The sequence below is a fragment of the Arthrobacter sp. FW305-BF8 genome (assembly GCF_021789315.1).
In the GTDB taxonomy this organism is placed as follows: Bacteria; Actinomycetota; Actinomycetes; order Actinomycetales; family Micrococcaceae; genus Arthrobacter.
The window spans coordinates 4,031,475-4,043,830 of record NZ_CP084561.1; the positions used below are offsets into that span (position 1 = coordinate 4,031,475).

Genomic DNA, 12,356 nt, shown 5'->3' on the forward strand with positions numbered 1-12,356 from the left:
GAAGGGCAGAGAATGATCTCTGCCCTGTTGGCTCTGAAGGAAAGTTGGATGCGTGTCAGTTAGACGCGGGCCCCTCCAGAGCCAACGAAAAATACGCATACCAACGGTTAGTCATGGAAACGACCATAAGCCCGCACTGACGGATCACCAAATCAACTGCGTCACATTCGGACCATGCAGCACCGCAGACCGGCGAGGAGCGCGGACGTACAGTTGTGGCCCCTAGGAAGCGTTTCCCAGGAGCCACAAGTGTACGTTCGCGCTGGACTGACCGTGTTTACGCTGTGGTTTGTTCCACCCGCTGCTTGGCGGGCTCTCCGTAGCGTTCCTCCTCGATCTGCTCAAGGCTCTTGCCGCGGGTGTCCGGAGCCCAGATGACCCCGATGAGCAGGGCCGCCACCAAGGCCCCAATCATGATGGCGCCGACAAAGGGCACGCCGCGCTCGGCGAGCAGCGTCGGGAACCAGTAGCTCAGCAGGCCCACAACGATCCGGGCCACGAAAAAGAGGACACCCTGCGCGCTGGCCCGGTAGCGCGTCGCGAACATCTCTGCCGCCCACAGCGCATAGAAGGCCTGCGCGCCGATGCCGGCCGAGATGCCCCACAGCGCCGCGAAGAGAATCAGTACCGGCGTTGTGACGTGGACAAAGACCAGCAGGACCCAGGCGGCAAGGCCCAGCACGGCGCCGATCCCGTACAGCAGGCGGCGGTCGACGCGGTCGCCGTACTTCATGAAGCCGAAGTACGTGGCCGCGACGGTAAGCGTCCACAGCAGCACCTGCAGCAGGTTCTGCTCAGCGGACGATTCGACCCCGGACGACTCGTAGACCCGCGGCATGAAGATGCCCATCTGCCCGGCAACCAGGTTCCAGAGGGCGTAGACGCCCACGAGGAAAAGGATGGCCTTCAGGTTGGTGGCGTTGGTCAGCAGCTCGCGGTAGTTTCGCCGCTTAATGCCGGAGGCTTCCTCCAGCAGGCGCGCTTCGTTCGACTTCTTCCAGGTGTGGGACTCGGACAGCCGGCGGCGGATCCACCAGGTGATGAAGGCGATGACGAACAGGTGGGCGAAGACCAGGCGGCTTCCCAGCAGCCCCAGCGGAACGACGACGGTGGCAAGGAGGAAGACCAGGGCCGGAGCGAGCGACCACGCAAACTGCGCGGTGCCCACGTGCCGGGCCCGCTGTTCGGAGGGCGCCTCTTCCGCGATATAGGTCCAGGCAACGGGCACTCCGGCTCCGACGGCGATCCCTGTGAGGATCACGCCGACGACGAGCATCCACGGTGCCACGGCAAAAATCACCAGGGCCGTGCCGATCATGTAGAGGATGAGGTCGTAGGTATAGATGAACTTGCGGCCGTAGCGGTCGCCCAGCGGGCCGCCGACCATCGCCCCGACTGCGGCACCGAAGGCGTTGGCGCTGAGGGCGGCAATAAGGCCGACGACGAGGTTGCTGAACCCGAAATATTCCTGCCACAGCGTCAGGCTCGTGGCCAGGGCGATGATGGATCCGGCTTCGATGTAGTTGGACATGGACACAGCGACAGTGGCCTTCCAGCCGCCGATCTCTGGGGTTTTGGTCATTCTGGATCTTTCTCTGGCGACGCCGTTGGCGCCGGGCAGCCGCGTTGGGCGTGCCCTGTCTTGATACGTTTCAAGAATGGCGCGACGACGTCAGATCGCCGCATCGAGTGTCAGGGGTTGGTAGCGGCGCAGGGCCGTTCCGGCACCGGCTATTTTGCGGAGTTGCGGCAACCCGCCGGCGGCCGCACCTGCGGCGCGGGCCTGGATAAGCACGTTGCCGAGGGCCGTGGCCTCGACCGGGCCGGCGATGACCGGTTTGCCGGTGGCTTGGGCCGTGAGCTGGCACAGCAGCGTGTTCTGCGAGCCGCCGCCGACGATGTGCACCACGTCGACGGCAACACCGGCGAGGCGTTCGGCGTCGGCGATGGTGCGTGCGTAGCCGGCGGCCAGGCTGTCCAGGATGCAGCGGACAATTGCTGCAGGCTCGTCGGGAAGGACGGCGCCGGTGTTGCGGACTGCTGCGCGGATGCGGTCCGGCATGTTGTCCGGGGCGATGAAGGCGGGGTCGTCGGGGTTGATCCGTGGCCCGCCGGGCGGCAGGGCCGCGGCTGCGTCGAGGAGGTCCCCGATCGCCGGCCGGTAACCGGCGCCGGCCCAGGTGCGCTGGCATTCGCTGAGCAGCCAGAGGCCGCCGACGTTGCGCAGGTACCGGGTGGTGCCGTCCACGCCGCGCTCGTTGGTGAAGTTCGCCGCCCGGCTGGCTTCGGTCAGCACCGGGTGCTGCAGCTCTAGCCCGACGAGGGACCAGGTGCCGGAGGAGATGTACGCGAAGTTTTCCTCGTTGCTGTCCGCTGTCGCGGGGACGGCGGCGACGGCCGAGGCGGTGTCGTGCGAGCCGACGGCCACCACCTTCGTTGCCTCAGGCAGCCCGGTCCGCTCGGCGATTCCGGGCAGCAGGGTGCCGAGGGTTTCGCCGGGCTGGATCAGCGGCGGGAACAGATCCTGGGGCAGGCCCAGGGGTCCGAACAGCTCGCTGGCCCACTCCCCCGCGACGGCATCGAACAGCCCTGTGGTGGAGGCGTTGGTGGCCTCGGCGCGGCGGACCCCGGTGAGCAGGAACGCGATCAGGTCCGGGATCAGCAGGGCCTGCAGCCCGCCCAAATCCGGTTCGGTGGCGAGCTGATAGAGCGTGTTGAACTGCAGGAACTGCAGCCCCGTGGTGGCGTAGAGCCGTGCCGGGTCCAGCTTCTGGTGCACGCGGGCGACGGCGGCGCGGCTGCGCTCGTCCCGGTAGCTGTAGGGCTGTGCGGTGAGTTCGCCGGCCTTATTGACCAGGCCGTAGTCCACCGCCCAGGTGTCGATGCCGATGCTGATGATGGTTTCCCCACGCTCGCCCGCAATGCGGGCCGCGGCAGCGAGGCCGGTGAGCACCTCGGCGAAGAGGGCGTCGAAGTCCCAGCGCAGGCCGCCGTCGGACTCCACCACACCGTTGGGGAAACGGTGCACGACGTCGAGCGCCGCCCGCCGGCCGCCGTCGGCCTCTCCTCCAGTGCTGATGCGTCCCAGGATGACGCGTCCCGAGGAGGCGCCAATATCGACAGCGGCGAACACACTGCCGGCGAACAGGCCGCCGTCGACATCTCCCCCTACAGGGGATGCAGGTACGGTGTTCACCGCAGGAACGCTGCCGCGACGCCGGCGTCGACAGGGATGTGGAGGCCGGTGGTGTGCGAAAGTTCGTTGCTGGTGAGCACGGCCGCGGCGTTGGCGACGTGTTCGGGCAGGACCTCGCGCTTGAGCAGGGTGCGCTGGGCGTAGTACTCGCCCAGTTTCTCCTCGTCCACGCCGTAGACGGCGGCGCGCTTGGCGCCCCAGCCGCCGGCGAAGATCCCGGAGCCGCGGACCACGCCGTCGGGGTTGATGCCGTTGACGCGGATGCCGTACTCGCCCAGTTCCGCGGCGAGCAGGCGGACCTGGTGGGCCTGGTCGGCCTTGGTGGCGGAGTAGGCGATGTTGTTCGGGCCGGCGAACACGGAGTTCTTGGAGGAGATGTAGATGATGTCCCCGCCCAGGCCCTGGTCGATCATGACCTTCGCGGCGGCTTTGGCCACGAGGAAGGAGCCCTTGGCCATGACGTTGTGCTGGAGGTCCCAGTCCTTCTCGGTGGTTTCCAGCAGCGGCTTGGAGATGGACAGGCCGGCGTTGTTGACCACCAGGTCCACGCCGCCGAAGGCCAGCACGGCCTCGTCGATCGCGGCGGCCACCTGGGCCTCGTTGGTCACGTCGGCCTGGACGCCGACGGCGACGTCCGGGCCGCCGAGTTCGGCGGCGACGGCCTGGGCGTTCTCGAGGTTCAGGTCCGCGATGACCACGCAGGCGCCCTCCGCGGCGAGGCGGGTGGCGATGGCCTTGCCGATGCCCGACGCCGCCCCGGTCACCAGGGCGATGCGGGTGGCATGGGACTTGGGCTTGGGCATCCGGGCCAGCTTGGCTTCCTCCAGGGCCCAGTACTCGATGCGGAACTTCTCGGCCTCCTCGATCGGGGCGTAGGTGGAGATCGCTTCGGCGCCGCGCATCACGTTGATCGCGTTCAGGTAGAACTCCCCGGCCACCCGGGCGGTCTGTTTGTCCTTGCCGAAGGAGAACATGCCCACCCCGGGGACCAGGACGATGGCGGGGTCGGCGCCGCGCAACGCTGGGCTGTTCGCATCCGCGTGGCGGTCGTAGTACGCCTGGTAGTCCTCGCGGTAGGCGGCGTGCAGTTCCTTCAGCCGGGCCACGGAGTCCTCGATGGAGGCGTCCGCGGGCAGGTCCAGGACGAGCGGCTTGACCTTGGTGCGCAGGAAGTGGTCCGGGCAGGAGGTACCCAGCGCGCCCAGGCGGGGGTGCTCGGCGGCTTCAAGGAACTCAAGCGCCGCGGCCTCGTCGCTGAAGTGGCCCACCTGCGGCTTGTCCGCCGAGGCCAGGCCGCGGATCACCGGGGCCAGCGCGGCAGCTTTGGCGCGCCGCTCAGCCTCGGGCAGCGGGGCGTAGCCGGGCAGCTTCGGGCCGAAGGGCTCGGCCTTGCCGTTGGCGGCGATGTACTGCTCGGCCTGTTCGATGATCCAGAGCGAGTTGGCTTCGGCTTCCTCGCTGGTCTCGCCCCAGGCGGTGATGCCGTGCCCGCCCAGGATGGTGCCGATGGCCTGCGGGTTGGCGTCCTTGATCGCAGCGATGTCCAGGCCCAGCTGGAACCCTGGCCGGCGCCACGGCACCCAGACCACCTTGTCGCCGAAGATCTTGGCGGTCAATGCTTCACCGTCGGCGGCCGTGGCGACGGCGATGCCCGAGTCGGGGTGCAGGTGGTCCACGTGGGCGGCGTCCACGAGGCCGTGCATGGCGGTGTCGATCGACGGGGCGGCGCCGCCCTTGCCGTGCAGGCAGTAATCGAACGCGGCCACCATCTCGTCCTCACGCTCCACGCCCGGGTAGACGTTCTTCAGCGCCTGCAGCCGGTCCAGCCGCAGCACCGCAAGGTTCCCCGGTTTCAACGTGCCGAGGTCACCGCCGGAGCCCTTCACCCACAGAAGCTGGACGTCCTCGTCAGTGACCGGGTCCTTTTCGGCGCCCTTCGCGGAGGTGTTGCCGCCGGCGAAGTTCGTGTTCCGCTTGTCCGCGCCAAGGCGGTTGGAACGGGCGATCAGGTCTTCAACAGTCTTGTTTGTTGTGTTCTGCATGTTCATGCCCCTTACGCGCCCCATCCGGATTGCTGGCCGCCCACGCGGTCCTCGTTGATCTTCTTCTGGTAGCCGCTGGCCTTGTACGCCGCCAGCGGGTCCGCGGGCAGGCCGCGGGCTTCACGCCACTCGGCCAGGAGCGGCCGGACGTCGGTGTAGAAAGCGTCGTTGAACACCGCATTTGCGGCCAGCACATCCCCGGCTCGCTGAGCCTCGGCCAGCGCGGCCGTGTCCACCAGCAGGGCGCGGGCGGTCATTTCCTGCACATTCAGCACTGAGCGGATCTGGCCCGGGATCTTCTCCTCCAGGTTGTGGCACTGGTCCAGCATGAGCGCAACGCCGGACTCTTTGCCGAAGCCGCCGCCGCGGATCACCTCGTGCATGATGCGGAACAGCTGGAACGGGTCCGCGGCACCCACGATCAGGTCATCGTCCGCGTAGAAGCGGGAGTTGAAGTCGAACGAGCCCAGCTTGCCCAGGCGCAGCAGCTGCATGACGATGAACTCGATGTTGGTGCCGGGGGCGTGGTGGCCGGTGTCCAAACAGACAAAGGCCTTCTCACCCAGCGCCAGAGTCTGCGCGTAGGAGGTGCCCCAGTCCGGAACATCCGTGTGGTAGAAAGCCGGCTCGAAGAACTTGTACTCCAGCACCAGGCGCTGGTCCTCGCCCAAGCGTCCATAGATCTCCTGCAGGGACTCGGCCAGCCTGTCCTGGCGGCCGCGCATGTCATCCTGGCCCGGGTAGTTGGTGCCATCCGCGAGCCAGATCTTCAGGTCCCGGGAGCCGGTGGCGTGCATGATGTCGATGCACTCAAAGTGGTGGTCGATCGCGCGGCGCCGGACGGCGTCGTCCGAGGACGTCAGCGAGCCGAACTTGTACTCGTCATCCTGGAAGGTGTTGGAGTTGATCGTGCCCAGCCCCACGCCCAGGCCGGCCGCGTAGTCATTCAGGGCCGCGTAGTCGTCCACCTTGTCCCACGGGATGTGCAGCGCCACGGTGGGCGCCAGTCCGGTGAGCTCATGGACCTTGGCGGCGTCCGCCAGTTTCTCCTGGACGGTGCGCGGCGTACCTGGCGTGCCGAACACCTTGAACCTGGTGCCCGAGTTGCCATAAGCCCACGACGGAACCTCAATAGCAAGCTCCGAAAGCCGGCCCAGTGCCGATGCTGTGTTGTTCATGATCAGTCTTTCGTCAGTGTGTCGCGGTGAAGGTGCTTGGAGATTTAGTGCTTGAAAGCTTTAGTGTTCGACGACGACGGCGGCGTCGGCGCTGCTGCCGGCGGCGGCCAGCTGCCCGTCCAGGTTGAACACCTCGTCGAGGACGCGGAAGCCCTCGTCGGGCGGAACATCGCTGTCCCGGAAAAGTGTGGCCATTTCCGCCTGCCAGCGGGCATTGACGTCCGTGAGGGCCATCCGGGCCCGGACCGCGTCAAAGTCGTCGCATTCGAGGTAGCCGATCAGCAGCCCGTCGTCGTCAAGAAACAGCGAATAGTTGTTCCAGCCCGCGTCCTTGAGCGCGGCCAGCATCTCCGGCCAGACGGCAGCGTGGCGCCGGCGGTACTCCCCCAGCAGCCCCGGCTGGACGGAGGATCGGAAGCAAACCCTCATGTTGTACTCCTGTGGACGTTTCGGTTGCTGCGAAGGGAGAGGTAGCGAATTCGTTCGGCTTTGAATGTCTACCGAAGTTGAATCGTTTCATTGTTACGATTCAAAGTACTCTGGACGGAAGAAGGGTGTCAAGCGTTTTCACCCGGACGGGCAAATCGATCTTCGGAGGATCAGCAGAATGTCGCGGGCAGCAAGCATCAAGGACGTCGCCAACCACGCGCAGGTTGCGGTGGGGACGGTCTCCAACGTCCTCAACAATCCGGACCGCGTCTCCAAGCGCACCAAGGACAAGGTGCTCCAGGCGATCGACGAGCTGGGCTTCGTCCGCAACGACGCCGCACGGCAGCTGCGCGCAGGGCACAGCCGGACCATCGGCGTCGTGGTCCTGGACGTTGGCAACCCCTTCTTCACGTCGCTGGTCCGCGCCGCGGAGGACGCTGCCGCTGTGAACGGCAGCGCCGTGCTGCTGGGCGACAGCGGCCACGACGCGAACCGGGAATCGCACTACATCGACCTCTTCCAGGAACAGCGGGTCCAGGGCCTGCTGATCTCCCCGGTGGGCGACGTCGCCGACCGGCTGGAGGCCCTCCGGCAGCGGGGTGTTCCCACGGTCCTGGTGGACCGGCTGGCCGATGAGGACCGCTTCAGCTCCGTCTCCGTGGATGACGACGCCGGCGGTTACCTCGCCGCCCGTCACCTCCTCGACCTGGGGCGTCGGAAGCTGGCCTTCGTGGGCGGCCCACTGTCCATCCGCCAGGTATCCGACCGCCTTCTGGGCGCCCGCCGCGCCGTGGCCGAGGTGGACGGCGCAGCACTGGAGGTGCTCGACTCCGACGGCCAGTCCGTTCTCGCCGGACGGGAGGTGGGCAACAGCCTCATGGAGCGAGGCGCAACCAACATGCCGGACGGCATCTTCTGCGCCAACGACCTGCTGGCGCTCGGAGTGATGCAGTCCCTGACCATGATGAACAACGTCAGCATTCCCGACGACGTGGCCCTGATCGGCTACGACGACATCGACTTCGCCGTGTCCGCCGTCGTGCCGCTTTCCTCCATCCGCCAGCCCACCGACGCGATCGGCAGGACTGCCATCGAGCTCCTGACGGAGGAACTGGACGCCCAGCACCCGCGGCACCGTGCCGTCGTGTTCACGCCCGAACTGGTGGTCAGGCAAAGTACCGCCGGCGCCGCCGCGCCCCACTAAGCCGGCCTGCGCTCGGCACGACTCCCACCGGACCGGCACTTCCGGTCAGGGAGTACACTTGGTGGCAGACCGCCCGGGAAAGCGCTTGCCAAGGACGCATGCACGCTCCCGTGTAACGGTTGACGATGGCGTCGCGCAGCACCGCAGCGCCGGACAGGAGCACCATGGATATCCCTCTGACGCAGCCCGGCCCGTCAGGCCCGTCAGGCCTGCCAGCCGCCAAAGCCGCTTCCCCGCACCGCACCGGCCCGGCACGTGTGGCCCTGATCGGCGTCCATGGCTTCGGCGCCCACCACCTGAAGAACCTCGAACGGCTGACCCAGGCCGGCGCAGTGGAACTTGTGGCCGTGGCCGACCCGAAACCGCCGGCCCCCGACGCATTGCCCCGCACCACGGCGGTCCACCCCGACCTGGAATCCCTCCTCGCGGGCAACCACCGGCCCGACGTGGTCATCGTCGCCACGCCCATCCAGACCCACGCGCCGCTTGCCCTGGCCACCCTGGCCTCCGGCGCCGACCTCTATTTGGAGAAACCCCCGGTGGCATCGCTGGCCGACTTCCGGCAACTGCAGGAGGCCGCTGAAGCGTCCGGGCGCAGCGTGCAGATCGGATTCCAGAGCCTCGGATCGCAGGCGCTGGTGGCCATTGACGGGCTCCTCAAGGACGGGACCATCGGCACGCTGCAGGGGATCGGCGCAACCGGGCGCTGGGTGCGGGACCGCGCCTACTGCAAGCGCTCCCGGTGGGCCGGCAAGCGGAGCATGGATGGCGTGGACGTGGTGGATGGCGTGGCTACCAATCCCCTGGCACACGCCATCGCCACCGCCCTGCGGATCGCCGGCGCCCGGACCGTGGAGCATGTGGCCTCCGTGGAGACGGACCTGTACCGCGCGAATGACATCGAGGCCGACGACACCTCGGTCATTCGGATCCGGACCTCCGCCGGCCTGCCGATTACATGCGCCCTGACGCTCTGCGCCTCGGAGTCCGTGGAGCCGTACATCACCCTGCAGGGCTCTGAGGGAACGGCCGTTTTCCACTACACGAAAGACCGGCTGCACATCAGCAACGCGGACGGAGAGCACTCGCTGCAGTTCGGCCGCGACGACCTCACCGAAAACCTGCTGGAATACCTCGCTGGGGACACAGAACTCACCAGCGCCCTCAACGACTCCGGCGCGTTCATGCTGGTGCTTGAGGCCGTCCGCACCGCCGAGCCGCCCGCGCCGGTCACTCCTGGCTACGTGCGCTGGGAGGGCGACGGCGATGCCGCCCGTGCGGTGATTCCCGGCATCGAGGACGCCCTAGAGCGGGCCATCGGCGCCCACGCCACCTTCCGCGAACTCGCCCTGCCGTGGGCGCGAGCCACTGAGCCTGGCGCCGCCACTGTGCTGTTCGACGACGGCGGCCGTCCGCTGGCAGTCCGGCGCACCGGCGCGCGGCTCAACGCGCGGTTATCGCCGCGGCCCTACCTGCACCCGGTGGCCACGCTCGGCGGGACCGTTGTGACGGACCATCTCCCCGCCGACCACCCGTGGCATCTGGGCGCCGGCTTCGCGCTCCAGGACGTCAATGGCACCAACTTCTGGGGCGGCAAAACGTACAGGCGCGACGCCGGCGCGTACGTCTCCCGGCAGGACCACGGCCGGATCGAACTGCTCCCCGCCGCTGCGGGTGATCCGGACGGATTCGACACCCGGGAGCTCCGGTGGCTCGGCACGGACGGACAGCCCCTGCTCACCGAACAGCGGACCGCCAGCCGCGAGGTCCTGGGAGGGAGCGTGTGGCGCCTGGACCTGGGCACGGAACTGACCGCCGTCGTCGACGTTTCACTGGGCAGCCCCGGTTCCAACGGCGCAGCCGGCAGCGGCTACGGCGGTTTCTTCTGGCGCCTTCCGGCCTGCAGCGGTGCCCGCATCTTCACGTCCGACGCCGAGGGCGAATCCGCCGTCCACGGCTCCGTGGCGCCGTGGCTGGCATGGACCGCCTCCTTCGGCGAGGTGCCCGGCATCCGTTCCGGGCAGGCTGCGACCCTCGTGTTCGGGGCCCCGGCCGAGGCAGCCGATCCGTGGTTCGTCCGCTGCTCCGGGTACCCCGGCGTCGGGTCGGCCCTGGCCTGGGACCGGCCAGTGACGCTGGCCGCAGGGGAATCGCTTCGGCGGAGCCTGAGTGTGTGGGTGTGCGACGGCGAACTGTCGCCGGCCGCCGTCGCATCCCTCCTGGCGCGGCGCTAGCCTAAGACAGGGTCAGCACCGTCCCGGCAAAGGAGCCCCATGCCCGAGCAAGAAGCCTCTCCTCAAGCTCCCCTCTGGAACAGCGGCCCGGGTCTGGCCTACGGAGGCGACTACAACCCCGAGCAGTGGCCGGCCGAGGTCCGGCTGGAGGACATCGGCCTCATGAAGGAGGCCGGGGTGACCCTGCTCAGCGTGGCCATCTTTTCCTGGGCGCTCCTGGAGCCGCGCGAAGGGGAGTACGACTTTGCCTGGCTGGACGAGGTGCTGGACAGCCTGGCCGGTGCAGGCATCCGGGTTGCCCTCGCCACGGCCACAGCCGCTCCCCCGGCCTGGCTGGTGCGGAAGCATCCGGAAGTCCTGCCGGTGACAGCAGAGGGCACCGTCCTGGAACGCGGCTCCCGGCGGCACTACACGCCGTCGTCCGCCGTTTACCGCCGGTATGCCACGGGCATCACCCGGAAGCTCGCCGAACGGTACAAGGACCACCCGGCGCTGGCACTGTGGCACGTGGACAACGAGCTGGGCTGCCACGTTTCCGAGTTTTACGGCGTGGAGGACGCCGCGGCGTTCCGGCGCTGGCTGGAACGGCGCTACGGCGGCATCGAGGCGCTGAACGAGGCGTGGGGCACGGCCTTCTGGTCCCAGCACTACGCCTCGTTCGAGGAGGTCATCCCGCCTCGGGCCGCCCCCACCACCCTCAACCCGACGCAGCGGCTGGACTTCCAGCGGTTCAGCTCGTGGGCGCTGATGGACTACTACCGGAGTCTGCTGGCGGTGATCCGCGAGGTGACGCCCAACGTTCCGGCCACCACCAACCTCATGGTGTCCAGCGCCACCAAGTCCCTGGACTACTTCGACTGGGCGAAGGACCTGGACGTGGTGGCCAACGACCACTACCTGGTGGCCGCGGATCCGGAGCGCGAAATCGAGCTGGCGTTCAGCGCGGACCTCACACGCGGCGTCGCGGGCAACAGGCCTTGTATCCTGATGGAGCACTCGACGTCGGCGGTGAACTGGCAGGCCCGTAACCAGCCGAAGATGCCCGGTGAAATGCTCCGCAACTCGCTGGCCCACGTGGCCCGCGGCGCCGATGCCGTCATGTTCTTCCAGTGGCGGCAGAGTGTTGCCGGCGCCGAGAAGTTCCATTCGGCGATGGTGCCGCACGGCGACCGCGACACCCGGGTGTGGCGGGAGGTGGTGGCCCTCGGCGAAGCCCTCAAGCGGCTTGGGCCGGTCAAAGGCTCCACCGTGGAATCCCGGGTGGCCATCGTGTTCGACTACGAGGCCTGGTGGGCCAGCGAACTGGACTCGCACCCGAGCGAGGACGTGAAGTATTTGGACCTGATCAGGGCGTTCCACCGCTCGCTGTTCCTGCGCGGCGTGGGCGTGGACTTCGTCCCCCCGGCCGCGGACCTCTCCGGCTACCGCCTGGTCCTGGTGTGCACGCTGTACTGCGTCAACGATGACGCAGCGGCCAATGTTGCCGCCGCTGCCGAGGCCGGAGCCACGGTGCTGGTCAGCTACTTCAGCGGCATCGTCGACGAGCGCGACCACATCAGGCTGGGCGGCTACCCTGGAGCCTTCCGGGAGCTGCTGGGCATCAGGACCGAGGAGTTCCACCCGCTGCTCGAGGGCGGCCGGGTGACTTTGAGCGACGGCACCATTGGCCGGGTGTGGAGCGAGCACGTCCACCTTGCCGGGGCGGAGGCGGTGGCCACCTTCACCGGCTACCCGCTCTCCGGCGTGCCCGCACTGACCCGGAGGAGCGCCGGCCCGGGCGCCGCCTGGTACCTGGCCACCCTCCTCGATCGCGACGGCATCGAACGCCTCTTGGACCGGCTCCTGGCCGAAGCGGGAGTGGCGGCCTCCGCGGAAGCCGCCGCCGGCGTCGAACTGACCCGGCGGGTCACGGCGGACGGGCGCCGCTTCCTCTTCGCCATCAATCACGGCCGGGAGGACGCGGAAGTGAAGGCCGACGGCGAGGAACTGCTGGGCGGCGGGCGTTTCGGCGGCATTGTCCCCGGCGGAGCTGTGGCCGTGATCGCCGAGGACTGACCGGTTCTCTGGAGTTTT

Annotated in this window: 8 protein-coding genes; 3 read left to right on the plus strand and 5 right to left on the minus strand. The window is 68.1% G+C overall.

The features are described from left to right. Positions 1–277 precede the first annotated feature (277 nt). The 5 genes from LFT45_RS18315 to LFT45_RS18335 form a co-directional block, all read right to left on the minus strand. The gene (locus LFT45_RS18315; protein ID WP_236805015.1) at positions 278–1,582 is read right to left on the minus strand and encodes an MFS transporter; all 1,305 of its coding nucleotides are present in this window, start codon (positions 1,580–1,582) and stop codon (positions 278–280) included. A 90-nt stretch (positions 1,583–1,672) separates the two neighbouring features. Continuing rightward, the gene (locus LFT45_RS18320; protein WP_442863574.1) at positions 1,673–3,196 is read right to left on the minus strand and encodes a rhamnulokinase; all 1,524 of its coding nucleotides are present in this window, start codon (positions 3,194–3,196) and stop codon (positions 1,673–1,675) included. Continuing rightward, positions 3,193–5,244, minus strand: a complete 2,052-nt coding sequence (locus LFT45_RS18325) for a bifunctional aldolase/short-chain dehydrogenase (protein ID WP_236805016.1) — start codon at positions 5,242–5,244, stop codon at positions 3,193–3,195. The genes LFT45_RS18320 and LFT45_RS18325 overlap by 4 nt, the downstream gene beginning before the upstream one ends. A gap of 5 nt (positions 5,245–5,249) precedes the next feature. Beyond that, positions 5,250–6,416 (minus strand): L-rhamnose isomerase, encoded by a 1,167-nt coding sequence (gene rhaI / locus LFT45_RS18330; protein WP_236805017.1) that lies wholly within the window; start codon positions 6,414–6,416, stop codon positions 5,250–5,252. Positions 6,417–6,476: 60 nt separating this feature from the next. Continuing rightward, positions 6,477–6,845 carry an L-rhamnose mutarotase gene (locus LFT45_RS18335; protein ID WP_236805018.1) on the minus strand — a complete coding sequence of 123 codons (369 nt, stop codon included), beginning with the start codon at positions 6,843–6,845 and terminating at the stop codon, positions 6,477–6,479. 178 nt (positions 6,846–7,023) lie between these two features. Between LFT45_RS18335 and LFT45_RS18340 the strand changes: the two genes are divergently transcribed. From LFT45_RS18340 to LFT45_RS18350, 3 genes are all read left to right on the plus strand, one after another. Further along, complete coding sequence (locus LFT45_RS18340; protein ID WP_236805019.1) at positions 7,024–8,049, plus strand: LacI family DNA-binding transcriptional regulator; 1,026 nt, start codon at positions 7,024–7,026, stop codon at positions 8,047–8,049. 164 nt (positions 8,050–8,213) lie between these two features. Further along, positions 8,214–10,283: a DUF6807 family protein gene (locus LFT45_RS18345; protein ID WP_236805020.1), complete on the plus strand. Its 2,070-nt coding sequence runs from the start codon at positions 8,214–8,216 to the stop codon at positions 10,281–10,283. Between the two features lie 39 nt (positions 10,284–10,322). Continuing rightward, positions 10,323–12,338 (plus strand): beta-galactosidase, encoded by a 2,016-nt coding sequence (locus tag LFT45_RS18350; protein WP_236805021.1) that lies wholly within the window; start codon positions 10,323–10,325, stop codon positions 12,336–12,338. The last annotated feature ends 18 nt before the right edge of the window (positions 12,339–12,356 follow it).

Coding starts and splice junctions, on each gene's coding strand:
- LFT45_RS18315 (WP_236805015.1), bottom strand. CDS start 1,582: ATGACCAAAACCCCAGAGATCGGCGGCTGGAAGGCCACTGTCGCTGTG.
- LFT45_RS18325 (WP_236805016.1), bottom strand. CDS start 5,244: ATGAACATGCAGAACACAACAAACAAGACTGTTGAAGACCTGATCGCC.
- rhaI (WP_236805017.1), bottom strand. CDS start 6,416: ATGAACAACACAGCATCGGCACTGGGCCGGCTTTCGGAGCTTGCTATT.
- LFT45_RS18335 (WP_236805018.1), bottom strand. CDS start 6,845: ATGAGGGTTTGCTTCCGATCCTCCGTCCAGCCGGGGCTGCTGGGGGAG.
- LFT45_RS18340 (WP_236805019.1), top strand. CDS start 7,024: ATGTCGCGGGCAGCAAGCATCAAGGACGTCGCCAACCACGCGCAGGTT.
- LFT45_RS18345 (WP_236805020.1), top strand. CDS start 8,214: ATGGATATCCCTCTGACGCAGCCCGGCCCGTCAGGCCCGTCAGGCCTG.
- LFT45_RS18350 (WP_236805021.1), top strand. CDS start 10,323: ATGCCCGAGCAAGAAGCCTCTCCTCAAGCTCCCCTCTGGAACAGCGGC.